38 protein-coding genes are annotated in these 23,036 nt (G+C 52.6%); 8 read left to right on the top strand and 30 right to left on the bottom strand.

Features of this window, described 5'->3' with window-relative positions; all coding sequences use genetic code 11:
• Nucleotides 1–14 precede the first annotated feature (14 nt).
• The 8 genes from ACYZYZ_RS01465 (at nucleotide 15) to ACYZYZ_RS01430 (ending at nucleotide 7,766) form a co-directional block, all read left to right on the top strand.
• A complete protein-coding gene (locus ACYZYZ_RS01465) occupies nucleotides 15–1,313 on the top strand; it encodes a peptidylprolyl isomerase (RefSeq protein ID WP_461482982.1) in 1,299 nt (432 codons plus the stop codon).
• A complete protein-coding gene (gene pdxA, locus ACYZYZ_RS01460) occupies nucleotides 1,310–2,287 on the top strand; it encodes a 4-hydroxythreonine-4-phosphate dehydrogenase PdxA (RefSeq protein ID WP_461482981.1) in 978 nt (325 codons plus the stop codon). The genes ACYZYZ_RS01465 and pdxA overlap by 4 nt, the downstream gene beginning before the upstream one ends.
• The gene (gene rsmA, locus ACYZYZ_RS01455) at nucleotides 2,284–3,087 is read left to right on the top strand and encodes a 16S rRNA (adenine(1518)-N(6)/adenine(1519)-N(6))-dimethyltransferase RsmA (protein WP_461482980.1); all 804 of its coding nucleotides are present in this window, start codon (nucleotides 2,284–2,286) and stop codon (nucleotides 3,085–3,087) included. The genes pdxA and rsmA overlap by 4 nt, the downstream gene beginning before the upstream one ends.
• Entirely contained in the window at nucleotides 3,084–3,452 is a 369-nt protein-coding gene (gene apaG, locus ACYZYZ_RS01450) for a Co2+/Mg2+ efflux protein ApaG (RefSeq protein WP_461482979.1), read from the top strand. The genes rsmA and apaG overlap by 4 nt, the downstream gene beginning before the upstream one ends.
• Nucleotides 3,449–4,252 carry a symmetrical bis(5'-nucleosyl)-tetraphosphatase gene (locus tag ACYZYZ_RS01445; protein WP_461482978.1) on the top strand — a complete coding sequence of 268 codons (804 nt, stop codon included), beginning with the start codon at nucleotides 3,449–3,451 and terminating at the stop codon, nucleotides 4,250–4,252. The genes apaG and ACYZYZ_RS01445 overlap by 4 nt, the downstream gene beginning before the upstream one ends.
• A 92-nt stretch (nucleotides 4,253–4,344) precedes the next feature.
• Nucleotides 4,345–5,667 (top strand): short-chain fatty acid transporter, encoded by a 1,323-nt coding sequence (locus tag ACYZYZ_RS01440; RefSeq protein ID WP_305169756.1) that lies wholly within the window; start codon nucleotides 4,345–4,347, stop codon nucleotides 5,665–5,667.
• Nucleotides 5,668–5,735: 68 nt separating this feature from the next.
• Nucleotides 5,736–6,239 (top strand): class I SAM-dependent methyltransferase, encoded by a 504-nt coding sequence (locus ACYZYZ_RS01435; RefSeq protein ID WP_461482977.1) that lies wholly within the window; start codon nucleotides 5,736–5,738, stop codon nucleotides 6,237–6,239.
• Between the two features lie 87 nt (nucleotides 6,240–6,326).
• Entirely contained in the window at nucleotides 6,327–7,766 is a 1,440-nt protein-coding gene (locus ACYZYZ_RS01430) for a two-component system sensor histidine kinase NtrB (RefSeq protein ID WP_461482976.1), read from the top strand.
• Nucleotides 7,767–7,811: 45 nt separating this feature from the next.
• Here the strand turns inward: ACYZYZ_RS01430 and galE are convergent, their stop codons facing one another.
• The 30 genes from galE to ACYZYZ_RS01280 form a co-directional block, all read right to left on the bottom strand.
• On the bottom strand, nucleotides 7,812–8,858 hold the full coding sequence (galE, locus tag ACYZYZ_RS01425; RefSeq protein ID WP_461482975.1) for a UDP-glucose 4-epimerase GalE: 1,047 nt from the start codon (nucleotides 8,856–8,858) through the stop codon (nucleotides 7,812–7,814).
• Nucleotides 8,859–8,997: 139 nt separating this feature from the next.
• Nucleotides 8,998–9,393: a 50S ribosomal protein L17 gene (rplQ, locus tag ACYZYZ_RS01420; protein WP_305169752.1), complete on the bottom strand. Its 396-nt coding sequence runs from the start codon at nucleotides 9,391–9,393 to the stop codon at nucleotides 8,998–9,000.
• Between the two features lie 80 nt (nucleotides 9,394–9,473).
• A complete protein-coding gene (locus ACYZYZ_RS01415; protein WP_305169751.1) occupies nucleotides 9,474–10,472 on the bottom strand; it encodes a DNA-directed RNA polymerase subunit alpha in 999 nt (332 codons plus the stop codon).
• A 50-nt stretch (nucleotides 10,473–10,522) separates the two neighbouring features.
• Nucleotides 10,523–11,143: a 30S ribosomal protein S4 gene (rpsD, locus tag ACYZYZ_RS01410; protein ID WP_305169750.1), complete on the bottom strand. Its 621-nt coding sequence runs from the start codon at nucleotides 11,141–11,143 to the stop codon at nucleotides 10,523–10,525.
• Nucleotides 11,144–11,158: 15 nt separating this feature from the next.
• Complete coding sequence (gene rpsK / locus ACYZYZ_RS01405; protein WP_305169749.1) at nucleotides 11,159–11,551, bottom strand: 30S ribosomal protein S11; 393 nt, start codon at nucleotides 11,549–11,551, stop codon at nucleotides 11,159–11,161.
• Nucleotides 11,552–11,563: 12 nt separating this feature from the next.
• Nucleotides 11,564–11,920, bottom strand: coding sequence for a 30S ribosomal protein S13 (rpsM, locus tag ACYZYZ_RS01400; protein ID WP_305169748.1), 357 nt, complete (start codon nucleotides 11,918–11,920; stop codon nucleotides 11,564–11,566).
• A 123-nt stretch (nucleotides 11,921–12,043) separates the two neighbouring features.
• Entirely contained in the window at nucleotides 12,044–12,160 is a 117-nt protein-coding gene (rpmJ, locus tag ACYZYZ_RS01395; protein ID WP_081890805.1) for a 50S ribosomal protein L36, read from the bottom strand.
• A gap of 19 nt (nucleotides 12,161–12,179) precedes the next feature.
• On the bottom strand, nucleotides 12,180–13,502 hold the full coding sequence (gene secY / locus ACYZYZ_RS01390; RefSeq protein ID WP_305169747.1) for a preprotein translocase subunit SecY: 1,323 nt from the start codon (nucleotides 13,500–13,502) through the stop codon (nucleotides 12,180–12,182).
• Between the two features lie 6 nt (nucleotides 13,503–13,508).
• Entirely contained in the window at nucleotides 13,509–13,943 is a 435-nt protein-coding gene (rplO, locus tag ACYZYZ_RS01385; RefSeq protein ID WP_305169746.1) for a 50S ribosomal protein L15, read from the bottom strand.
• 2 nt (nucleotides 13,944–13,945) lie between these two features.
• A complete protein-coding gene (rpmD, locus tag ACYZYZ_RS01380) occupies nucleotides 13,946–14,134 on the bottom strand; it encodes a 50S ribosomal protein L30 (RefSeq protein ID WP_305169744.1) in 189 nt (62 codons plus the stop codon).
• Between the two features lie 42 nt (nucleotides 14,135–14,176).
• A complete protein-coding gene (rpsE, locus tag ACYZYZ_RS01375; protein ID WP_305169743.1) occupies nucleotides 14,177–14,689 on the bottom strand; it encodes a 30S ribosomal protein S5 in 513 nt (170 codons plus the stop codon).
• A 12-nt stretch (nucleotides 14,690–14,701) separates the two neighbouring features.
• Nucleotides 14,702–15,052 (bottom strand): 50S ribosomal protein L18, encoded by a 351-nt coding sequence (rplR, locus tag ACYZYZ_RS01370; protein WP_305169742.1) that lies wholly within the window; start codon nucleotides 15,050–15,052, stop codon nucleotides 14,702–14,704.
• 9 nt (nucleotides 15,053–15,061) lie between these two features.
• A complete protein-coding gene (rplF, locus tag ACYZYZ_RS01365) occupies nucleotides 15,062–15,595 on the bottom strand; it encodes a 50S ribosomal protein L6 (protein WP_461482974.1) in 534 nt (177 codons plus the stop codon).
• Between the two features lie 13 nt (nucleotides 15,596–15,608).
• Entirely contained in the window at nucleotides 15,609–16,001 is a 393-nt protein-coding gene (gene rpsH, locus ACYZYZ_RS01360) for a 30S ribosomal protein S8 (RefSeq protein WP_305169739.1), read from the bottom strand.
• 27 nt (nucleotides 16,002–16,028) lie between these two features.
• Complete coding sequence (gene rpsN / locus ACYZYZ_RS01355) at nucleotides 16,029–16,334, bottom strand: 30S ribosomal protein S14 (protein ID WP_305169738.1); 306 nt, start codon at nucleotides 16,332–16,334, stop codon at nucleotides 16,029–16,031.
• Between the two features lie 10 nt (nucleotides 16,335–16,344).
• Nucleotides 16,345–16,884 carry a 50S ribosomal protein L5 gene (gene rplE, locus ACYZYZ_RS01350; RefSeq protein WP_305169737.1) on the bottom strand — a complete coding sequence of 180 codons (540 nt, stop codon included), beginning with the start codon at nucleotides 16,882–16,884 and terminating at the stop codon, nucleotides 16,345–16,347.
• Nucleotides 16,885–16,901: 17 nt separating this feature from the next.
• Nucleotides 16,902–17,219 (bottom strand): 50S ribosomal protein L24, encoded by a 318-nt coding sequence (gene rplX, locus ACYZYZ_RS01345; RefSeq protein ID WP_305169736.1) that lies wholly within the window; start codon nucleotides 17,217–17,219, stop codon nucleotides 16,902–16,904.
• A gap of 21 nt (nucleotides 17,220–17,240) precedes the next feature.
• The gene (gene rplN / locus ACYZYZ_RS01340; protein WP_305169735.1) at nucleotides 17,241–17,609 is read right to left on the bottom strand and encodes a 50S ribosomal protein L14; all 369 of its coding nucleotides are present in this window, start codon (nucleotides 17,607–17,609) and stop codon (nucleotides 17,241–17,243) included.
• 35 nt (nucleotides 17,610–17,644) lie between these two features.
• Nucleotides 17,645–17,911, bottom strand: coding sequence for a 30S ribosomal protein S17 (gene rpsQ, locus ACYZYZ_RS01335; RefSeq protein WP_305169734.1), 267 nt, complete (start codon nucleotides 17,909–17,911; stop codon nucleotides 17,645–17,647).
• A 1-nt stretch (nucleotide 17,912) separates the two neighbouring features.
• Nucleotides 17,913–18,104 (bottom strand): 50S ribosomal protein L29, encoded by a 192-nt coding sequence (gene rpmC, locus ACYZYZ_RS01330; RefSeq protein WP_305169732.1) that lies wholly within the window; start codon nucleotides 18,102–18,104, stop codon nucleotides 17,913–17,915.
• Nucleotides 18,104–18,517, bottom strand: coding sequence for a 50S ribosomal protein L16 (rplP, locus tag ACYZYZ_RS01325; RefSeq protein WP_305169731.1), 414 nt, complete (start codon nucleotides 18,515–18,517; stop codon nucleotides 18,104–18,106). The genes rpmC and rplP overlap by 1 nt, the downstream gene beginning before the upstream one ends.
• A gap of 25 nt (nucleotides 18,518–18,542) precedes the next feature.
• A complete protein-coding gene (gene rpsC / locus ACYZYZ_RS01320) occupies nucleotides 18,543–19,223 on the bottom strand; it encodes a 30S ribosomal protein S3 (protein WP_305169730.1) in 681 nt (226 codons plus the stop codon).
• A complete protein-coding gene (gene rplV / locus ACYZYZ_RS01315; protein WP_305170146.1) occupies nucleotides 19,223–19,564 on the bottom strand; it encodes a 50S ribosomal protein L22 in 342 nt (113 codons plus the stop codon). Before rplV ends, rpsC begins: the two co-directional genes overlap by 1 nt.
• 25 nt (nucleotides 19,565–19,589) lie before the next feature.
• Nucleotides 19,590–19,865, bottom strand: coding sequence for a 30S ribosomal protein S19 (rpsS, locus tag ACYZYZ_RS01310; protein WP_305169729.1), 276 nt, complete (start codon nucleotides 19,863–19,865; stop codon nucleotides 19,590–19,592).
• A 23-nt stretch (nucleotides 19,866–19,888) separates the two neighbouring features.
• Nucleotides 19,889–20,713: a 50S ribosomal protein L2 gene (gene rplB, locus ACYZYZ_RS01305; RefSeq protein WP_305169727.1), complete on the bottom strand. Its 825-nt coding sequence runs from the start codon at nucleotides 20,711–20,713 to the stop codon at nucleotides 19,889–19,891.
• Nucleotides 20,714–20,725: 12 nt separating this feature from the next.
• Entirely contained in the window at nucleotides 20,726–21,022 is a 297-nt protein-coding gene (gene rplW, locus ACYZYZ_RS01300; protein WP_305169726.1) for a 50S ribosomal protein L23, read from the bottom strand.
• Nucleotides 21,019–21,633 carry a 50S ribosomal protein L4 gene (gene rplD / locus ACYZYZ_RS01295; protein ID WP_305169725.1) on the bottom strand — a complete coding sequence of 205 codons (615 nt, stop codon included), beginning with the start codon at nucleotides 21,631–21,633 and terminating at the stop codon, nucleotides 21,019–21,021. Before rplD ends, rplW begins: the two co-directional genes overlap by 4 nt.
• Nucleotides 21,634–21,644: 11 nt before the next feature.
• Nucleotides 21,645–22,280 (bottom strand): 50S ribosomal protein L3, encoded by a 636-nt coding sequence (gene rplC, locus ACYZYZ_RS01290; RefSeq protein WP_305169724.1) that lies wholly within the window; start codon nucleotides 22,278–22,280, stop codon nucleotides 21,645–21,647.
• A 110-nt stretch (nucleotides 22,281–22,390) separates the two neighbouring features.
• Nucleotides 22,391–22,702 (bottom strand): 30S ribosomal protein S10, encoded by a 312-nt coding sequence (gene rpsJ / locus ACYZYZ_RS01285; RefSeq protein ID WP_305169723.1) that lies wholly within the window; start codon nucleotides 22,700–22,702, stop codon nucleotides 22,391–22,393.
• 215 nt (nucleotides 22,703–22,917) lie between these two features.
• Nucleotides 22,918–23,036, bottom strand: a 119-nt coding sequence (locus tag ACYZYZ_RS01280) for an EF-Tu C-terminal domain-related protein (protein WP_461482998.1), incomplete at its 5' end; no start/stop codon positions are given.

The following is a 23,036-nucleotide window of genomic DNA, read 5'->3' as shown; positions in this document are numbered from 1 at the left end:
TTACAGGCAACTTCATGAAATTACGCAGTAACCTATTTTTACCTTTTGCTGCCACCCTGGCTGTACTCTGGGGAGCTTCCGTCCCCAGCAATGCAGAAGAAGTACTGATTGACAGCATTGCGGCCATAGTCGATGAAGACGTGGTCATGGCCAGTGAGCTGGATGAACGCGTTCGGGAAATCTACGTGCGGCTAAAAGACAGCAACACCCAGATCCCCCCCGGCGATGTTCTGGTCCCTCAGGTGCTGGAACGGCTGATCCTGGAACGTATTCAGCTGAGCCGCGGTCAACGTGCAGGAGTTCGCATCAGTGATGATGAAGTCAATCAGTCAATCTCTCAATTGGCGCAAAGCCGTGGCATGACGGTAGACCAGATGGTAGAACACGCGCACCAGAGCGGTATCAGCCTTAACCGTCTGCGGGAGCAAGTGCGTACAGAAATGATTGTCAAACGGGTACAGGAAGGACTCGTCAATCGCCGTATCAATGTCTCCGAGCAGGAAATCGACAACTTCCTGAAGTCCGAAGAAGGACAGCAATGGAGCTCCCCGGACCTTAACCTCGGCCATATTATTCTGCCGCTTTCCGCTGGCGCACCCCGCGATGAAGTTACCATGGTGGAAAACAAGGCTCGGGTACTGTTTGAACAACTGCAGGCTGGGGCGGATTTCAGAAGTCTCGCTATTGCCAATTCAGCAGGACAAAACGCCCTGCAGGGTGGCGATCTTGGCTGGCGTAAAACCACCCAGCTGCCCAGCATTTTTATTACCGCCACCGACAAACTGCTCCCCGGGGAAGTCAGCGTGCCGATTCGCAGTGACGCCGGCTACCACATACTGAAGCTCTATGATCGCCGCGGCGGCAGCGAGAGAATCGTGCTGCAACACAATGTCCGCCATATCCTGATCAAGCCCAACGAGATTCGCACAGAAGAAGAAACCAAGGCCATGCTGGAAGGCATTCGCGCTGACATTATGAACGGTGCGGACTTCGCGGAACTGGCGCGGGAAAACTCTGAAGACATTGGGACTGCCTTAGCTGGAGGAAGCCTGGGCTGGTCCGTGCCGGGTCAATTTGTGCCCGATTTTGAAAACACGATGAACAACATTCCCCTCAACGAAGTCAGCGAACCTTTTCGCAGCCAGTTTGGCTGGCACATCCTGCAAGTCACAGAACGGCGGCGTCAGGATTTCAGTGAGAATATGCGCCGCGGCCAGGCAAAAAATATTCTCCATAAGCGTAAATTTGAGGAAGAACTTCAGATCTGGCTTCAGGAAATTCGCGACGAGGCCTTTGTAGAAATCAAGCTGTGACCAGGCTGGCCATCACTCCGGGGGAACCCGCAGGCATTGGCCCTGACCTGGTCGTGCAACTGGCCCAACAGCCACAGTCTTGCGAACTGGTCGCTTATGCCGACCCGCAATTATTGCTTTCCCGCGCCGACCAGCTCGGGCTGCGCCTGAGCATCCGGGAGTTTACTGGCGAAATCGCTGGCCCTACCGCGCAGGGTGAGCTTTGGGTACGACCGGTGCAGCTTAGCCATGCCGCCACCCCTGGCCAACTATGTGCCGATAATGCCCCCTACGTTCTGGACACGCTCACCGCCGCGGCCTCGGATTGCCAGAATGGTCTGGTGGATGCCATGGTAACGGGCCCCGTTCACAAGGGAATTATCAATGAGGCTGGCATCGCCTTTAGTGGACACACGGAATTCCTGGCAGACCTCACGCAGACGCCACGTGTAGTGATGATGCTGGCCACCGAGGGGTTGCGTGTGGCGCTGGCCACCACCCACCTGCCCCTCGCCCAGGTTCCTGGCGCTATATCGCAAGCCTCTCTCACGGAAGTGATCACCATTCTGCACCGGGACCTGAAGCAGAAGTTCGGCATCGAAGATCCCCATATTCTTGTCTGCGGACTAAATCCCCATGCAGGCGAAGGCGGGCACCTGGGACGGGAAGAAATTGATGTCATTATTCCTGTGCTGGACAACTTACGTAGTTCCGGCTTCTCTCTTGAAGGCCCCCTTCCAGCAGACACTCTGTTTACCCCCAAACATCTGGCTCACTGCGATGCGGTGCTAGCCATGTACCACGATCAGGGCTTGCCCGTATTGAAGTACGTAGGTTTTGGCGCCGCAGTCAACATCACACTGGGATTACCGATCATTCGCACATCTGTGGACCACGGCACGGCACTGGACCTGGCGGGTACAGGCCAGGCTGACATCGGCAGCCTGTTGACTGCCATCGCCTACGCCAAAACCATGGCAGAATCCAGCCGATGAGTGAACGTGCACACAGCGGCCATCAGGCACGCAAACGCTTTGGGCAAAACTTTCTTGTGGACGCCAACATCATTGCCAACATTGTTGCCGCCATAGCCCCCAAACCCACCGACAACCTGATTGAAATTGGACCGGGCCAGGGAGCCATTACGGAGCCAGTGCTGTCCCGTTGCCCAACACTCAAGGTGGTTGAGCTGGATCGCGACCTGATCCCGTTACTCAAGGCAAAATTTCAGCAGTACCCCTCTTTACAGATTCATCAGGGCGACGCGCTGAAAACAGATTTCAGCCAGTTCTATGAAGCTGACCGTCCACTGCGCATCATCGGCAATCTGCCCTATAACATCTCAACACCCCTGCTGTTCCACCTGCTCAGCTACAGTGACAAGATTTACGACATGCACTTTATGCTGCAAAAAGAGGTGGTAGACCGCCTCGCCGCGGCTCCTGGTGACAGTCACTACGGGCGACTCAGTGTGATGGTGCAGTACCACAGTCAAGTACAGCCCTTATTTCCAGTGCCTCCCGGTGCCTTTCGCCCAGCACCCAAAGTGGATTCAGCCATCGTGCGCCTGCTGCCCTATTCACAACCGCCCCACCCAGCAAAGAATCTTGCAAAACTGGCACACTTGGTGAATGCCTGCTTTCAGCAGCGCAGGAAAACCATACGCAATACGCTCAAGCACCTGGTGAACGCCGAACAACTAGCTACCTTGAACATTGACCTGTCATTGCGACCGGAAAAGCTCAGTGTGGCTGACTTTGTGCAACTGAGTAACCAACTGACGGAGATGACATGAACCATATTGTTGTACTCGTCACCACAGAGTACCTACCCCGGCAATCAGAACCCGGGCAAGGCAAATACGCTTTCGCTTACCATATCCGCATTGAAAATCACGGCACAGAAGCGGCCAAGCTGCTCAGCAGACACTGGTTCATCACCGATGGCAATTCCCGCGTTAAAGAGGTTCGCGGACCAGGCGTCGTCGGCGAGACCCCGCGAATTAACCCCGGGGACCACTACGAATATAGCAGCAGCGCCATCCTTGAGACCGAAGCAGGCACCATGGAAGGCAGCTATCAGATGATCACCGACAGTGGCGAAATGTTTGACGCGGATATTCCCCCTTTCCTATTGGCTGTGCCCGGAGCCATCCATTGACCACCTTTGTGGTAGGTGATCTGCAAGGCTGTCTCACCCCCCTGCAAAGGCTTTTGGAGACTGTGAAGTTTGATCCGGGAAAGGATCAGCTCTGGTCAGTTGGCGACTTGGTCAACCGCGGCCCGCAATCCTTAGAAACATTACGTTTTTGCTATCAACTGGGGGATGCTTTCCGCACTGTGCTCGGCAATCACGACCTGCACCTTCTGGCAGTGGCCCACGGCGTTCGCAAACCACACCCCTCCGACACCCTGAATGATATTCTCGACGCTCCCGACAGGGAAGAGCTGTTGAAGTGGCTTGCCCAACAACCACTGCTCTTGGCTCATAAGGAATACCTGCTGGTTCATGCAGGCATTCCACCTCAATGGTCCCGTGAAGAGGCGCTCTCACTGGCTGAAGAAATGCACCAGGTGTTAACCGACGAACAACAATCCGCGGCCTTCTTTGAAGTTATGTACGGCAACGAACCGGACCTGTGGCACAACGCACTATTACCGCCACTACGCTGGCGACTGATCACCAATTACCTGACCCGTATGCGTTTCTGCTCGACGGAAGGGCAACTGGAGCTCACGTCCAAAGCGTCACCCCAGGAACCACCCAAGGGCTTTGCCCCCTGGTACGCACACACCCACCGAAAAACACGCCATTTCAAAATCATCTTCGGTCACTGGGCGGCTCTTGAGGGAAAACCCATTGGTGACAACCTATACCCCCTTGACACGGGTTGTGTTTGGGGCGGGCCACTACGCATGATGGCGCTGGACTCAGGCCACTACTACCACTGCCAACCCTAAGAACGCTGGATTTTTGAGATAACGACTGAAGCGGCTAGAATAGCCCTGAAAATTGCAATTCGCTGATAACGCATAACAAAAAGGTGGTGCAAGTGATCCGCACACTATCCAATTTTTTCACCAACATCATGCAGCGCTGGCTGCCCGATGCTTTCATCTTTGCCATTATCCTCACCTTTATCGTATTTATTGCCGGCATGCTGGGCGAATCAAAGTCTCCCTCCCAGATGGCCAACTACTGGGGCGATGGGGTCTGGAACCTGCTGGTCTTTTCAATGCAGGTGACCATCAGTCTGGTGACAGGCAGTGTTCTGGCACAGACGACCGCGGTGAAACGGGTGTTGCGTGGCCTCGCAACGCTGGCCAAAAATCCAAGCCAGGCGATTATGTTAATGACCTTTATTGCCCTGATCTGCGGATGGATCAGCTGGGCATTCGGGCTGATTGCCAGCGCGCTGATGGCCAGGGAGATTGCCCGTCATGTCAAAGGTGTTCACTACCCTCTATTGGTCGCTTCAGCCTACTCGGGCATGGTGATATGGCACGCCGGGTTATCGGGGTCCATTCCGCTAAAAATTGCGGTATCCGATGGCGATGTACTCAGCTCACTGATGCCGGGCATTGAAATTCCGTTGCAGGAAACCATTTTTAGCTGGGAAGTCTTGTCGGTTTGCCTGGTTGTGCTGCTCACCCTACCAGTCATTTTTCGCCTCATGATTCCGCCAGCCCACGAGACCCAGGAGGTGGACCCCAGCCAACTGGGAGAGACAGAGCAGGTAGACATCAGGATCAAGACTCCCTCTGACCGCATCGAACACAGCCGTCTTCCCACCTTGCTACTGGGATTGCTGGGGGGTTACTACCTGGTTGAATTTTTTCTTGATGGCGGCAGTGTCGGCTTGAACACACTGAACCTGATTTTTCTTGTTTCCGGCCTGTTGTTACATCGATCCACCACCAGTTATCTCTTTGCTGTCAATGAGGCGGTCAAGGGCCTGTCCGGCATTGTTCTACAGTTCCCCCTATACGCGGGCATCATGGGCATGATGGCGCAGTCGGGGCTGGCGGCATCGGTTTCCACCTGGTTTATTGAAATATCAACGGTCGAGACCTTCAATCTCTTTACTTTCCTCAGTGCCGGAATTGTGAATTTCTTCGTGCCATCCGGCGGCGGCCAATGGGCCGTACAGGCACCGATTGTTATTCCCGCCGCACAGACACTGGGAATTCCCCTGAATCACGCTGCCATGGCGGTGGCCTTCGGGGATGCCTGGACGAACATGGTACAGCCCTTCTGGGCACTGCCCCTGCTAGGAATCGCGCGGTTGGGTATTCGGGATATCATGGGTTACTGCACGGTCGCCCTGTTGTGGACAGGGCTGATTTTCGGGCTAGCCATGGTCTTTCTCTTCTAGTGAATATTGTGACTGATGGGCTACCATTAAATCCCGCACGATCTGCAGTGCCCCCTCCTGACTTTTGGGTGCACTCGCACATCCACCGCATCCAGATGGGGCCTGTACTCGACCTGGCCTGCGGCAGTGGCCGTCACGGCCGCCTGTTCCTCGAACGGGGGCTATCCGTTCACTTCCTGGACAGGGAGCTATCCGGAGTGGAGGATCTCAGGGGATCGAGCTCGGCCCGCCTCCATTGCCACGACCTTGAGAACGGTACCGCCTGGCCTTTTAGTGCCGAGTATTTTCAAGGCATTGTTGTGGTCAACTATCTGCACCGCCCCATTTTAGGAGAGTTAGCCCACTGGCTAAAACCGGGAGGCGTGCTCCTTTACAAAACCTTTGCCTGTGGAAATGAGCAATATGGCCGGCCATCCAACCCCGACTATTTATTGCACAAAAATGAATTGATGGATGTGTTTGGCGATGCCATGGATGTGGTAGATTGCCGGCAACAAATAGAAACGTCGCCACAACGTGTAACCCAACACCTTTGTGCAGTGAAACCTGCCCCAGGCAACTACAATGCATGAAACTAATATGGACGTTGCCGAATCTAATCGTCCAGCTTGTCTATCACCGACAATCCAAAAGACCTACAGACATTGAATAAATTGATCATGACAAATAAATACTTCTGGCTACTGACATCATGGCTGATCAGCCAGCCCGCTTCAGCCAGTATCATTGAATATTTCCGTGAGGAAGATGGCCATACCAACTGGCAGTACGTCGCCAACTGGTCCAGCGGGATTCTCATTGTTCTGTTGTCGATAACGGTGCTGACACTTTTTTTCAGTCGTCGTCAGGCACACTTGGCCAACAAGGCGCTTGAGGCCATTCGCCAGGAACTGGAGGAAAGGGTCAGGGAGCGTACAGCTACCCTGGATGAATCCAACCGGCTGCTACAGGAAGCCAACCAGCTGTTACAGGGTGAAATAGCCCAGCACCGGGAGACGGCCAACCGCTTGCGCAACTCGGAGTCCTATATCCGGGACATACTCAGTTCGATGCCGTTGATGCTTATCGGGCTTACCTCGGATGGGCTGATCACCCAATGGAACCGACGTGCAGAGGAAATCACAGGGATTCCTGCCACCAAAGCACTAGGGACCAATCTATGGCAGACCTACCCCACCATCACCCTCAGCCAGCAACAGGTAAAACGCTCCCTGCAGGAGAAGAAGCCACTCACCATCAAGCACAGCCAGCGCGGCCAATACCATTTTGATATCACCATTTACCCTCTGCGCGAGCAGGCAGAAACAGGCGCCGTCATCCTCGTCGACGATGTCACACAACACATCCTGGCGGCCAACATGCTGATCCAGAGGGATAAGATGTCATCCATGGGTGAGCTTGCGGCGACCATGGCCCACGATATCAACCCGCCCTTGCATCAGATTCTCACCGATGTACAAACTGTCAAAGAGGCGTTGCAACTTCAGCCGCCATCATCGGTTGAGACCATTACCCAGCTGATGGATGAGGCCGACGCCAATGGTAAGCAGGCACTGGCCATTATTCAGAACTTGCTGGATTTTGCCCGTAGTCGCGGTGGCGAGCGCCATCAGGCGAGCATCATTGATATCATTGAACACAGCCTGCAATTGGCCAAGGATGTTCTCTCCGTTCCCTCGGGGCTGCATTTCCGCGATATCTCGATAGAGCGACACTACAATCAGAATCTTCCCGATATCCCCTGCTATGCAACAGAATTGCAACAGGTCTTTCTGAGCCTGTTCAGACACGCCTGTCACGCACTCGGGCAGGTCCAAAAAGCGGGGCACACCCCAATTATTCGAATACAGGTGATGGTGTGTTACGACATGCTGTGGATCAAAGTGCAGCACAATGGCGTCGGCATTACCAATGAAGAACAACAGTATATTTTTGAACCCTTCTTCACCCACACGCCTGGCAAAGCAGAAGATTATGATGCGGGGAAACGGCTGTCCTTCTCCCACTTCATCATTACCGAGCAGCATCAGGGGCAACTGGCCGTAACATCAGATCTGAACGTCGGCACCACTTTCCACCTGCAATTGCCTTTGACCTAGGCAATGTGGGACCCGGGAACCTGGGCCACAGAAATAAAAACCTCGTCAGCTCTCCAGATCGGGATAGCCATCAGGGTTATTGCGCTGCCAGCGCCAACTGTCCGCCATCATTTCATCAAGACTGCGCCGGGCTTTCCAACCCAATTCTCGCTCAGCCTTGCTGGCATCAGACCAACACTCAGCCACATCCCCTGGACGGCGTGCCACAATCTCGTAGGGAATCCTGCATTGTGCAACTGATTCAAAAGCCCGAATCATTTCAAGTACAGACACACCGTTACCAGTCCCCAAATTCCAGGTTTGACAGCCATAGGGAGCATCGGGCCTTGTCAGAGCCTCTAGCGCACGCACATGCCCTTCAGCAAGATCCATCACGTGCAGGTAATCCCTCACCCCGGTACCGTCGGGGGTCGGGTAATCACCGCCAAACACCGAAAGCTTCGCCAATTTTCCCACCGCAACCTGGGTAATGTAGGGCAATAGGTTGTTGGGGATACCTTTGGGGTCTTCGCCCACAAGTCCACTGGAGTGTGCACCCACTGGATTGAAATATCTCAGGATGGCTAATCGCCAGAACGGGTTTTCAGCGATGTTGTCAGCGCTCTCCAGATCCTGAAGGATCTCCTCAATCATCAACTTGGAACGTCCGTAGGGATTAGTAGCCTGCAGAGGAAAATTCTCTGTGATGGGTGTGCTTGCCGGGTCGCCATAAACAGTCGCAGAAGAACTGAAAATAAAATCTTTTATCCCTGCGGCCTTCATCGCTTCAAGCAACGTCACAGATCCGGTCACATTGTTCCGATAGTAGGTAAGCGGCTCCAGACATGACTCACCTACCGCTTTGAAACCGGCAAAATGCATTACCGCATCGATGGCGTGGTTACTGAACAGCTCATCCAGAACATCGCGATCATTGACGCTCGCTTCCACGATCGGGAAATCACAACCCGTGATCTGCATGACCCGCTGTAAAGAAAGCGGGGAACTATTACTGTAATTATCCAGTGCCACAATCCCGTGGCCAGCATCAATCAATGCAATGCAGGCATGACAGCCTATATATCCGGCGGCACCGGTTACAAGTACGTTCACGTGTATTCCCTGTCAGGTGTAACTACTGTTTATTATCCCACAGGCTGTGGGAAATGGTGTGGCTGAAACGACAAAAACCATACACAAAAAAGCCGGGCTATTGCCCGGCTTTTTTAACAGGATTGAACACTATCCGATATTACTCTTCAGTGTCATCAATCTCGACTGCTTCCACTTCGGGACGGTCAACCAGCTCTACGTAAGCCATAGGCGCCGCGTCACCGGAACGCAGACCACACTTGAGAATACGAATATAACCGCCGGGACGACCCTCATAACGGGGACCCAGTTCACCAAACAGTTTGCCTACAGCAGCTTTATCGCGCAGACGGCTGAACGCCAGACGTCGGTTGGCCACGCTGTCCTGCTTTGCCAGCGTGATCAGTGGCTCAGCCACACGACGCAGTTCCTTGGCTTTTGGCAAGGTGGTTTTGATCAGCTCATGCTCTACCAGAGAGTTTGTCATGTTGCGGAACATGGCACGACGGTGAGCACCTGTACGGCTAAGTTTGCGGCCACTATAACGATGACGCATGATTCTACTTCCTTTAAAAGTGTTGCTATCTCAGCAATAAACTCAATTTCACGGAGTCTGCGTAGCAGGCTCCGCAGCAATTAAATATGGTCGTTTTCAGTGCGCAGGCTTGAAGGCGGCCAGTTTTCCAGGCGCATGCCCAAGGACAATCCGCGTGATGCCAGCACATCTTTAATTTCTGTCAGTGACTTTTTACCCAGGTTAGGGGTTTTCAGCAGCTCTACTTCTGTGCGCTGAATCAGGTCACCAATATAATATATACTCTCGGCCTTCAGGCAGTTGGCAGAGCGTACAGTCAGCTCCAGGTCATCAACCGGGCGCAGCAAGATCGGATCAACTTCTTCCTCTTTCTCAACAGGCTCAGAGAGGCTTTCACTCTCCAGGTCAACAAAGACAGCCAGTTGCTGCTGCAGGATGGTCGCTGCGCGGCGGATAGCCTCTTCGGGATCGATCGTACCGTTGGTTTCGAGATCCAGAACCAGTTTGTCCAGGTCAGTACGCTGCTCAACACGGGCACTTTCAACCACATAGGCCACTCGGCGCACGGGGCTGAACGTAGCATCAAGGTGAAGACGACCAATGGAACGTGTCTCGTCCTCATCTGAAGCACGGCTGTCTGCGGGCTGGTAACCGCGGCCAAGCACAACATGCAGCGTCATTTCCAGAGAAGTATCACCGGTGATATTGGCAATTACATGCTCAGGATTTTTGATTTCAGTGGCGTTGTCCACCTGAATGTCGCCGGCTGTAACTACACCTTTACCCTTCTTACTCAGAGTCAGGGTAACTTCTTCTTTGTCATGCAGGACGATGGCGACATCCTTCAGATTCAGGAGGATTTCAATGACATCTTCCTGAACACCTTCAATACTGCTGTATTCATGCAGTACGCCTTCAATTTCAACTTCAACGATGGCAGCGCCTGCCATTGAAGAGAGAAGAATGCGACGCAGTGCATTGCCCAGCGTATGTCCAAAACCGCGTTCGAGCGGTTCCAAAACAACCTTGGCACGAGTGGAGCCATACTCGGTTACATCAATGTTTCTGGGCGTCAAAAATTCATGTACTGATGTCTGCATATTTGTTCCTGCTCGTTGGTGTCGCTTCGCTATCGATTAATGACAACGCGTTACTTGGAGTAGAGTTCCACAATCAGGTTTTCATTGATTTCGGCAGGAAGATCGGCACGCTCTGGAGTGCGTTTGAAAACACCTTCCAGTTTATTGGCATCGACTTCTACCCAATCAACCAGACCACGCTGTGAAGCGATCTGAAGAGCTGATTGAATACGCAATTGATTCTTGGACTTTTCACGGATGCTCACGACATCACCGTCAGCGACACGGTAAGAAGCAATATTCACTTTCTTGCCGTTAACGAGAATAGCGTTGTGCGCGACCAGCTGACGAGCTTCTGCACGTGTTGAGCCAAAGCCCATGCGATACACGACATTGTCCAGACGACGCTCCAACAACTGCAGCAGGTTCTCGCCGGTTGCACCTTTGATGCGAGCGGCTTCCTTGTAGTAGTTGCGGAATTGTTTTTCCAGCACACCGTAGAGACGACGTACTTTTTGTTTTTCACGCAGCTGAACGCCATAGTCAGACAGGCGACCACGACGCTGGCCATGTTGTCCGGGAGCACTTTCTGCACGACATTTGGATTCCAGAGGACGGATACCGCTCTTCAGGAAAAGATCAGTGCCTTCGCGACGGGAAAGTTTACACGTTGGTCCGAGATATCTTGCCATTAGTTCACTTCCTCGTTATACCCGACGTTTCTTCGGCGGACGACAGCCGTTGTGCGGGATTGGCGTCACGTCGGTGATATTGGTAATTTTAAAGCCGGCGTTGTTCAGCGCACGCACGGCAGATTCGCGACCCGGACCAGGACCTTTAACCTGCACATCCAGATTCTTCAAACCGTATTCCTGTGCAGCCAGGCCAGCGCGTTCTGCTGCTACCTGAGCGGCGAACGGTGTACTTTTCCGTGATCCGCGGAAACCGGAACCACCAGAAGTTGCCCAGCTCAGGGTATTTCCCTGGCGGTCAGTGATGGTCACGATGGTGTTGTTGAAGGAGGCATGAATATGAGCCACACCGTCAACAACATTCTTTTTGACCTTCTTACGAACAGTCTTTTGTCCAGGCTTTGCCATTTGTTTGCCTTCCTATCGCTTGATGGGCTTGCGGGGCCCTTTGCGGGTGCGCGCATTAGTTTTGGTGCGCTGGCCACGCAAAGGCAGGCCGCGACGATGACGGAGACCGCGGTAACAACCGAGATCCATCAATCGCTTGATGTTCATGCTGACCTCACGACGCAGGTCACCTTCTACAGTACGTTCACCAACGGCATTGCGCACTGCGTCCATTTGCTCATCGCTGAGATCAGCAATTTTAACGTCTTCAGCAATACCCACCTGGGCGCAGATAGCCCGGGCAGTGGTACGACCAATCCCGAAAACATACGTAAGTGAGATCACCGCATGTTTGTTATCTGGGATGTTGACACCGGCAATACGGGCCATCACTACACTCCACTTTAATGTTTAACAGTTTTCCGGCTATTTTTGCATTGCCAGCACCTAGGCTGGCGAAAAAGGCGCAAAAGGATAGCTTTCGAAACAATAAAAATCAATAACTCCGTGCAATTAACCCTGACGCTGCTTATGGCGGGGTTCTGCACTGCAAATTACTCTGACAACACTTTTGCGCTTCACGACTTTACAGTTGCGGCACATTTTTTTTACAGAAGCACGTACTTTCATTTCGTCACCTCAACTTCTACTAGCGAATTCCACTGCCATAACCTTTCAAATTTGATTTCTTCATCAGTGATTCATACTGATGGGACATCAAATGAGATTGCACCTGGGCCATGAAATCCATGGTTACAACTACTGCGATTAGCAGAGACGTACCACCAAGATAAAATGGCACGTTGAAATAGATATTCAAAAACTGTGGCAGCAAACAGACAGCTGTCATGTACAAACCACCCACAAGTGTCAGGCGGGTCATCACACCATCAATGTATTTGGCCGTTTGCTCACCGGGGCGAATTCCGGGTAGGAACGCTCCGCCACGTTTCAGGTTATCTGCCATTTCACGAGGGTTGAACATCAACGCCGAATAGAAAAAGCAGAAGAAAATAATCAGGCCAGCAAACAGCAGCACGTTCAATGGCTGGCCGGGGCCGATAAACAATGCCACGTCCTGCAGCCAGTCCGGGCTGTCAGCACCTTGTCCAAACCACTGGGCAATGGATGCCGGGAACAGCAGAATGCTGCTAGCGAAAATGGCCGGAATAACACCTGCCATGTTGACCTTCAAGGGCAAGTGGCTGGTCTGAGCCGGGCCACGGCCTGGCTGGCGCTGTGCGTAATTAACAGTCACCCGACGTTGTCCCCGCTCGACAAAGACAACAAAGTAGACAACGGCGATTGCAAGCAATGCCACAAACAGCAATGCCAGAATATGCAGATCTCCCTGGCGGGAAGACTCAAATGCCTGCCCAATCGCTGAGGGTATGCCGGCAACGATGCCAGCAAAAATCAGCATTGAAATACCATTACCTACACCGCGTTCAGTAATCTGCTCTCCAAGCCACATCATAAAGACGGCACCGGTCACCAGTGAGACAACGGCGATAAAGTAGAAGCTGAAATCAGCGGTAAACGCCAAACCCTGACCAGCCAAACCTACAGACATACCAATTGCCTGTACAGTCGCCAACAGCACAGTGCCGTAGCGGGTGTACTGGTTGATTTTGCGACGACCGGCATCGCCTTCTTTCTTTAACTGCTCCAGAGACGGCGTTACTGCGGTCAACAGCTGCATGATGATCGACGCAGAAATGTACGGCATGATCCCCAAAGCGAGAATACTCATGCGCTCCAGTGCACCACCGGAAAACATGTTGAACAGGCCGATGATGGTACCCTGATTCTGGTTGAACATATCCGCCAGGCGATCAGGATCGATCCCAGGAACAGGGATATGGGTACCAATTCGGTAAATCACCAGAGCAATGAATAAAAAGCGAAGGCGAGCCCACAGCTCGCCCAAACCTTTTATGTTGCCCTGCGGCATATTCCCGGGTTTAGCCATCAGGCGTTACTCTTCTACCTTGCCACCAGCCGCTTCAATCGCAGCTTTGGCACCTTTGGTCACACGCAGACCTTTAACAGTGACAGCTTTATTCACTTCACCGGAAAGGAACACTTTCGCACGCTCAATGGAACCATTAATCACACCGGCTTCGCGTAGCGACGCGATATCAACAGTCTCACCGGCAACCTTGTTCAGCTCACTCAAACGAATTTCTGCAGTAACGCGAGAAATACGAGAAGTGAAGCCGTACTTGGGCAGGCGTTTTTGCAAAGGCATTTGACCGCCTTCAAAACCTGGACGCACACGTCCACCGGAGCGGGACTTTTGACCTTTGTGCCCACGACCACCAGTTTTGCCCAAGCCGCTACCGATACCACGACCAACGCGCTTGCCTTCTTTAATTCTGCCCGGTGCGGGACTCAGCGTATTCAGACGCATTTTTACTCTCCCTCAACCTTAACCAGATAGTTCACTTTATTAATCATGCCACGCACTGAGGGGGTATCTTCTACTTCCACAGTGTGGTTTATGCGACGCAGACCAAGTCCGGCAACACAGGCTTTGTGCGCTGCAAGACGGCCATGGATGCTACGCACCTGAGTAACCTTAATTTTTTTAACGTTCGACATGGTAAAGCTTCCGTTGTACTTCGCCCGGCGTCAGCCGCACGCTTAATTCAGAATTTCTTCTACGCTCTTGCCGCGCTTAGCAGCAACTTCTTCCGGAGAGCGCATGTTTTTCAGTGCCTTAAAAGTTGCACGCACAACGTTCACCGGGTTAGTAGAGCCATAACATTTGGCCAATACGTTTTGCACGCCTGCGATCTCAAGCACAGCACGCATCGCACCACCAGCAATAACACCTGTACCATCAGAAGCCGGCTGCATATAAACCTTCGATGCACCGTGATTGGCTTTTGTCGGGTACTGGATGGTTGTACCCTTCAGGTCAACCTGGATCATGTTGCGACGGGCGGACTCCATAGCCTTTTGGATAGCCTGGGGCACTTCGCGGGCTTTACCGCGACCGAAGCCAACCTTGCCATTGCCATCACCAACTACAGTCAGTGCAGTAAAGGCAAAAATACGCCCACCTTTTACAGTTTTGGCAACACGGTTGACCTGTACCAGTTTTTCCTGGAGGCCTTCATCCGCGGCTGCTGTATCTTTCTGATCTCTCGACATAACGGTAAACCTTTAGAATTCCAGTCCGGCTTCACGGGCGGCATCCGCCAGAGCCTTTACACGACCGTGATATTTGAAACCACTGCGGTCAAATGCCACCTGAGTGATACCTGCTTCTTTTGCGCGTTCAGCAATCAAAGTGCCGACACTTTTTGCAGCGTCAACATTGCCTGTCTGACCGGCACGCAGGGACTTGTCCAACGTAGAAGCGCTGGCGAGCACAGTTCCACCATCTGGAGAAATCACTTGCGCGTATATATGACGCGGCGTGCGATTCACACACAGGCGGTTGGCTCCCAACTCGCGGATCTTGCAGCGGGCACGGCGTGCACGACGCAAACGTGATTGTTTCTTGTCGCTCATAATCCTGACCTACTTCTTCTTCGCTTCTTTACGTAATACTTGCTCATCCGCGTAACGAACACCTTTACCTTTGTAGGGCTCTGGTGGGCGGTAAGCTCTGATTTCTGATGCCACTTGGCCAAGCAGCTGCTTGTCGGCGGACTTCAGAACGATTTCTGTCTGACTGGGTGTCTCGGCAGTTACACCTTCGGGAAGGTTGTACTCAACCGGGTGAGAGAATCCGAGGGTCAGATTGACCTTGTTACCCTGTGCCTGGGCACGGTAACCAACACCGATCAATTGCAGCTTTTTCTCAAAACCTGCACTGACACCAACAACCATGTTGTTTACCAGCGCACGGGTTGTACCCGCCAGCGCATTGGCCTGCTTGCTGCCATCTTTCGCTGAAAATGTCAGCACATTGTCGTCTTGCTTGATTTCAACATTACTGCTAATAGCAAGAGACAATGAGCTTTTGCCACCTTTGACGATAATTTCGCTGGGGCTGAGTTTAACCTCTACGCCAGCCGGCAATGTGACCGGATTTTTTGCAACTCTAGACATCTCGACTATCCCGTTAGAATACTGTGCAGAGAACCTCGCCACCGACACCGGCTGCGCGAGCTGCACGATCTGTCATCACACCCTTACTGGTGGAAACGATCGCCACACCCAAGCCACCACGTACGCTTGGCAGTTCTTTGGAGCCTGAATATTGACGCAGGCCTGGACGGCTGTAGCGGTCGATCTTCTCAATCACCGGCTTGCCTTCAAAATATTTCAGGCTCAGCGTCAGCTCCGGCTTTGTACCTTCAGCTACACTCCAATCGTTAATGTAACCCTCTTCTTGTAAAACTTTGGCAACCGCCACTTTCAAGTTAGAAGAAGGCATAGTGACATCTTTCTTAGCCGTCATCTGCGCGTTGCGGATACGGGTCAGCATGTCTGCCAATGAATCTTGCATGCTCATCAGTTCAGTTCCTCAATTTACCGCGCTTTACCAGCTCGCCTTAACCAGGCCAGGTACATCACCGCGCATGGCGGCTTCACGTAATTTGTTACGACACAGGCCAAACTTACGATACACCGCGTGCGGGCGACCAGTCTGGCGACAGCGGCGTTGCTGACGGCTAGGGCTGGCATTGCGTGGCAGTTGTTGCAGTTTCAGCTGAGCTTCCCAACGCTCGTCTTCAGTGCTGGAAGCACTGTGTATAACGGCTTTTAAAGCTGTACGCTTTTCTGCATATTTGGCAACTGTACGCGCACGTTTCTTTTCGCGTTCAATCATGGATCTTTTGGCCATTTCTCTCACCTCATCCTTTCAGCGGGAAGCTGAATGCACGCAGCAATGCACGACCTTCATCGTCGTTGCGCGCTGTGGTTGTAATCGTGATGTCCAAACCGCGCAGGGCGTCCACCTTGTCATAATCAATTTCAGGGAAAATGATCTGCTCTGTAACACCCATGGCAAAGTTGCCGCGGCCATCAAATGACTTGGGGCTGACTCCGCGGAAATCACGAATACGCGGGATAGCAATGGAAATCAGGCGCTCCAGGAATTCATACATGCGCTCACTGCGCAGTGTGACCTTACAGCCAATCGGCCAGCCTTCACGCACTTTAAATCCGGCGATAGATTTGCGTGCCTTAGTGACAACCGGCTTTTGACCAGCAATCAACGTCATATCAGCAACCGCACTCTCCAGCGCCTTCTTATCACCGAGCGCTTCACCAACGCCCATATTCAGGGTGATCTTGGTGATTTTCGGTACTTCCATTACGTTCGCCAGACCCAGCTCTTCTTTCAGCTTGGGGGCGATTTCTTTTGTGTAAACTTCTTTCAGCCTTGCCATGTCAGTTTCCTGTCAAATTAGGCGTCAACGGCATTGCCGTCGGACTTGAAAACGCGAATCTTTTTGCCGTTCTCCATAACCTTGAAACCAATGCGGTCTGCCTTGTTGGCCACAGGGTTGAAGATAGCCACATTGGAAGCCTGAATTGGGGCTTCTTTCTCGATAATGCCGCCAGCAATGTTCATCTGCGGGTTCGGTTTCTGATGTTTTTTCATCATGTTGACACCGGAAATCAGCAGGCGACCGTCGTCCTGAACTTTCAGCACTTTGCCGCGCTTGCCCTTGTCTTTGCCAGCAATCACGATGACATCATCATCACGTTTGATCTTGCGCATATCTCTTTCCTCTCCTCCGGCTTAGAGCACTTCTGGTGCCAGAGAGATAATTTTCATAAACCGCTCACTGCGCAGCTCACGGGTCACAGGCCCGAAGATGCGGGTGCCAATCGGCGCCAGCTGCGTGTTCAGAAGAACCGCGGCATTATCATCAAACTTGATCAGGCTACCATCTTGACGACGCACACCTTTTTTAGTGCGAACCACAACTGCGTTCATCACCTGACCTTTTTTCACTTTGCCACGCGGAATCGCTTCCTTGACGGTAACCTTGATAATGTCACCCACGTTGGCATAGCGGCGATGTGAGCCCCCAAGAACCTTGATACACATAACACGGCGTGCACCACTGTTGTCTGCCACATCCAGATAACTTTCTGTCTGAATCATCGTATTTCTCCGATCCCGTTACTGCTTAACGCCGATCAAACTTCGGCAGCACGCTCATCAATGTTGACCAGCGTCCAGGATTTTGTTTTGGACAGTGGACGAGTTTCCGCAATAGTCACCTGATCGCCTGCACGACACTGATTTTCTTCATCGTGCGCCTTGATTTTGGTGGACTTGTTTACAATCTTTCCGTACACCGGGTGCTTTACACGGCGCTCAATCAGTACGGTAATGGATTTGTCCATCTTGTCACTGATGACACGGCCAGATAGCGTACGAGCGCTTTTTTCTACTTCACTCATCTCAGTTACCTGCCTTCTCGTTCAGCACGGTCTTGACACGCGCAATATCGAGTCGCGTCTCTTTAACCTTGTGGCTTTGACCCAGTTGGCCAGTCGCAGCTTGCATACGCAGCTTGAATTGCTGCTCACGCAACTGAAGCAACTCCTGGTTCAGTTCTTCAACTGACTTTTCACGTAATTCGCTGGCTTTCATCACATCACCGACCGTTTAACAAAGGAGGTTTGCACCGGCAGTTTGGCTGCAGCGAGAGCAAACGCTTCACGAGCCAGTTCTTCGGAAACACCTTCCATTTCGTAGAGCACCTTACCGGGACGAATCTGCGCAACCCAGTACTCCACGTTACCTTTACCTTTACCCATCCGCACTTCGAGAGGTTTGTTGGAGATCGGCTTGTCAGGGAACACCCTGATCCAGATCTTTCCACCCCGTTTAATGTGACGGGTCATAGCCCGACGAGCAGATTCGATCTGACGCGCGGTGATACGACCGCGCGCAGTGGCCTTCAGGCCGTACTCGCCAAAGCTTACTTTGCTACCGCGCAATGCCAGGCCACGGTTGCGACCTTTCTGTTGCTTACGGAATTTTGTACGTTTCGGTTGCAGCATCTCGCTTGACCCTTAACTCGCAAACTTACTTCTTTTTAGCCGGTGCTTTTTTGGCTGGCGCTTGCGCCGCCTCTTCACCACCAATGACTTCGCCCTTGAAGATCCAAACCTTGACACCAATGATGCCGTAGGTGGTTGAACCTTCTGCTGTACCGTAATCAATGTCGGCACGCAGTGTATGCAGCGGCACTCGACCCTCGCGGTACCATTCGGTCCGTGCAATCTCGGCACCACCAAGACGACCACTAACCTGAATCTTGATGCCCTTGGCACCTTGACGCATGGCGTTCTGCACAGCGCGCTTCATGGCGCGGCGGAACATCACACGACGCTCCAACTGCTGAGCCACATTCTGGGCAACCAGCGTGGCGTCGAGATCGGGCTTGCGCACTTCTTCAATATTGATATGAACAGGAACACCCATTTGCGCTGAAACTTCATTGCGCAGGGATTCCACATCCTCACCCTTCTTGCCGATCACAATGCCTGGACGGGCAGTGTGAATGGTGATGCGCGCGCTTTGCGCCGGGCGCTCAATCTCGATACGACTTACTGAGGCATGGGCCAGTTTTTTACTGATGAAATCCCTAACCTTCAGGTCGGCGTTCAGTTTGTCTGCATAGTCTTTCTGGTTGGCGTACCAAACAGAGGTATGCTTTTTAACAATACCCAGACGAATGCCAGTTGGATGTACTTTCTGACCCATTAAACGGTCTCCTCGTCGGCAACTTTTACGGTGATATGACAGGAGCGCTTAAAAATCCGGTCAGCACGGCCCTTTGCACGGGGCTTAATGCGCTTCATGGTTGTGCCTTCGTCCACAAAAATGGTCGATACACGCAGCTCATCCACATCTGCACCTTCATTGTGCTCGGCATTTGCAATCGCAGATTCGAGCACTTTCTTAATAATCGCGGCGCCTTTTTTAGGGCTGAAAGCCAGAATATCCAGGGCTTCTTCAACCGCTTTGCCACGCACCTGATCGGCCACCAGACGAGCCTTCTGAGCTGACAGTCTGACTCCGCGTAATTTTGCTGCTACTTCCACAGTCATTTACCTCTCAAACAGCCGCTTAGCGCTTGGCCTTTTTATCCGCGACATGGCCGCGGTAAGTGCGGGTTGGAGCAAACTCACCGAGTTTGTGTCCAACCATTTCTTCGTTGACCAACACCGGTACATGTTGACGGCCGTTATGTACAGCAATCGTCAAACCGACCATATCGGGGCTGACCATGGAACGACGCGACCAGGTTTTGATCGGACGTCTGTCATTTTTTTCCAGCGCTTCATCAACCTTCTTAATCAGATGCAGGTCGATGAATGGGCCTTTTTTGAGAGAGCGTGGCACTATAGTTTCCTCTTCTCTATCAATTATTTGCCGCGACGGCGCACAATCATATTGTCAGTGCGCTTGTTCTTGCGGGTTTTGTAACCCTTGGTAGGAACACCCCAAGGAGTCACCGGATGACGACCACCGGAAGTACGACCTTCACCACCACCATGGGGGTGATCTACCGGGTTCATAACAACACCACGAACCGTAGGTCTAACTCCGCGCCAACGAGTGGCACCGGCTTTACCCAGGGAGCGCAGGTTGTGCTCGCTGTTGGAAACCTCACCAATGGTGGCGCGGCACTCAACAGGCACTTTACGCATCTCACCACTGCGCAGGCGCAGGGTGGCATATTGTCCTTCACGGGCGACCAGCTGTACCGCCGCGCCGGCGCTACGTGCCAGCTGGGCACCTTTGCCAGGCTTCATTTCCACACAGTGGATAACGGTACCAACCGGGATATTACGCAGCGGCAGCGTGTTACCAACCTTGATGGAAGCATCAACACCGGACTTAACGGTATCACCCGCCTGCAGCCCTTTCGGTGCAATGATGTAACGACGCTCACCGTCGGCATAGCACAGCAGCGCAATATAGGGAGTACGGTTTGGATCGTATTCCAGACGCTCGACCTTCGCAGGCACGCCATCTTTCTGGCGCTTGAAGTCGATAACGCGGTAATGCTGCTTATGACCACCGCCCACATGACGGGTAGTGATACGGCCATTGTTGTTACGCCCACCGGACTTGTTTTTCTTTTCCAGCAAAGGCGCGTAAGGCGCACCTTTATGCAAGTTCGGGTTGACGACGCTGACTACAAAGCGGCGTCCGGGAGACGTTGGCTTTCTCTTTACAACAGGCATCTCAACAACCCCTTACTCAGTTACCGCAAAGTCAATTTCCTGACCCTGCTCTAGACGAACGTACGCCTTTTTCCAATCAGAGCGCTTGCCCAGACCGAAGCGAGTACGCTTGGTTTTTCCTTTCACGTTGGCAACCCGAACATCAGCCACCTTAACGTCAAACAATTGCTCAACCGCCGCCTTTACTTGAGGCTTTGTTGCATCAGCAGTCACCTTAAACACAACAAGGTTTTGGGCGTCTGCAGCAACGGCAGTTTTTTCTGTAATGTGCGGTCTCAGCAGCACATTGAAGATGCGCTCTTGATTCATACCAGCATCTCCTCAATCTTTTTCAGCGCAGGCACTGTCACCAGCACTTTTTCAAAACGAATCAGACTGACCGGGTCGAGACCCACCGCATCACGCACATCCACTTTATGCAGGTTGCGGGATGACAGATACAGGTTCTCGGTGACCTCTTCAGTCACAATCAGCACGTCCTGAACACCGTAGTCACCCAGCTTCTGTACCAGAGCCTTGGTTTTTGGCGCTTCCAGATCGAAAGACTCAACCACCACCAAACGCTCCTGGCGAGCCAACTCAGACATGATCGAACGCAGTGCAGCGCGATACATCTTACGGTTCAGTTTCTGGGAATGATCCTGAGGCTTGGCAGCAAAGGTCACACCACCGGTACGCCAGATTGGGGAACGAATGGTCCCGGCACGTGCACGACCAGTACCCTTCTGACGCCAAGGCTTCTTGCCACCACCGCTGACTTCAGAGCGCGTCTTTTGAGCACGAGTGCCCTGACGAGCGCCAGCCAAGTAGGCGGTAACTGCCTGGTGAACCAGATCCTGATTAAATTCTTTGCCAAAAGCGACGTCAGAAACTTCTACGGTTCCAGCATTACCTTTGGGTGTTGCGATATTCAATTCCATCGATGATCCCCTCAGCCCTTCACAGCAGCACGAATGATCACGTCACCACCCGGCGCACCAGGCACAGCGCCTTTAACAAGCAGCAGATTACGCTCAGCATCGACACGGACAACTTCAAGATTTTGCGTGGTTACGCGCTCAGCACCCATGTGGCCACTCATCTTCTTACCCTTGAAGACACGACCGGGAGTCTGACACTGACCGATAGAGCCAGGTGCGCGGTGAGACAGGGAGTTACCGTGAGTGGCATCCTGCATGCTGAAATTCCAGCGCTTGATGACACCCTGGAAACCTTTACCTTTCGAGGTTCCTGTCACGTCAATTTTCTGACCAGCCTCAAACTGCTCAACACTGATGGTGCCGCCAACCTGCAGCTCATCCTGAACACCGTCCACACGAAACTCCCAGCAGCCACGACCCGCCTCAACACTCGCCTTGGCGAAGTGACCGGCTTCGGACTTGCTGACACGTGAAACACGACGGGCACCAGTGGTCACCTGCACAGCCGTGTAGCCGTCAGTTTCACCGGTCTTAATTTGAGTAATACGATTGGGTTCTGCCTCGATCACAGTGACCGGGATAGACACACCTTCGTCGGTAAATACGCGAGTCATGCCACATTTGCGGCCGACAATACCAATAGTCATTTGAGTAACCTCATAGTGTACGGGGCTGTTACCCGCTATGGCCGCCCATTTCAGAGCGTTACACCCACCCGGCGTTGGCCGGGCCTGGGTTTTTTTTGTTGCAATGCTGCTTATGTCAGGCTGATTTGAACCTCAACACCAGCAGCCAGATCCAGCTTCATCAATGCATCGACAGTCTTCTCTGTCGGTTCAACAATATCCAGCAAACGTTTGTGAGTGCGGATTTCATATTGATCTCGTGCATCTTTATTTACGTGCGGTGAAATCAATACAGTAAAGCGTTCTTTGCGAGTCGGCAGCGGAATGGGGCCACGAATCTGGGCACCGGTACGCTTAGCCGTTTCAACGATTTCCTGAGTAGAGGCGTCAATCAACTTGTGATCAAAGGCCTTCAGGCGAATACGAATGCGTTGATCCTGCATGGAATCAAACTCCAACTGTTTAAAGAGCCATCGAACCCCGCTCATCGGGGCCCGGAAAAATGGAGGCGAGATTCTAAGTCCGCCCCTAACCCCTGTCAAGGGAAATTCCCATCACAATCCCAGGAATTTTTTACCGCCGCCCATACCCCCAAAGAGATTTCTCACAGCGATAAAAAGGGGGCCCCTGAGGGCCCCCACACTCTATTCAGAATGTTTTACTCGATAACTTTAGCGACGACGCCGGCGCCTACAGTACGGCCACCTTCACGGATCGCAAAACGCAAGCCATCTTCCATCGCAATCGGTGCAATCAACGTCCGCGCATCTAGAGGCG

Source organism: Porticoccus sp. (assembly GCA_023261185.1).
GTDB lineage: Bacteria > Pseudomonadota > Gammaproteobacteria > Pseudomonadales > Porticoccaceae > Porticoccus > Porticoccus litoralis.
The sequence above is the reverse complement of the archived record's forward strand: the minus strand, read 5'-3'. Positions and strand labels throughout refer to the sequence as shown.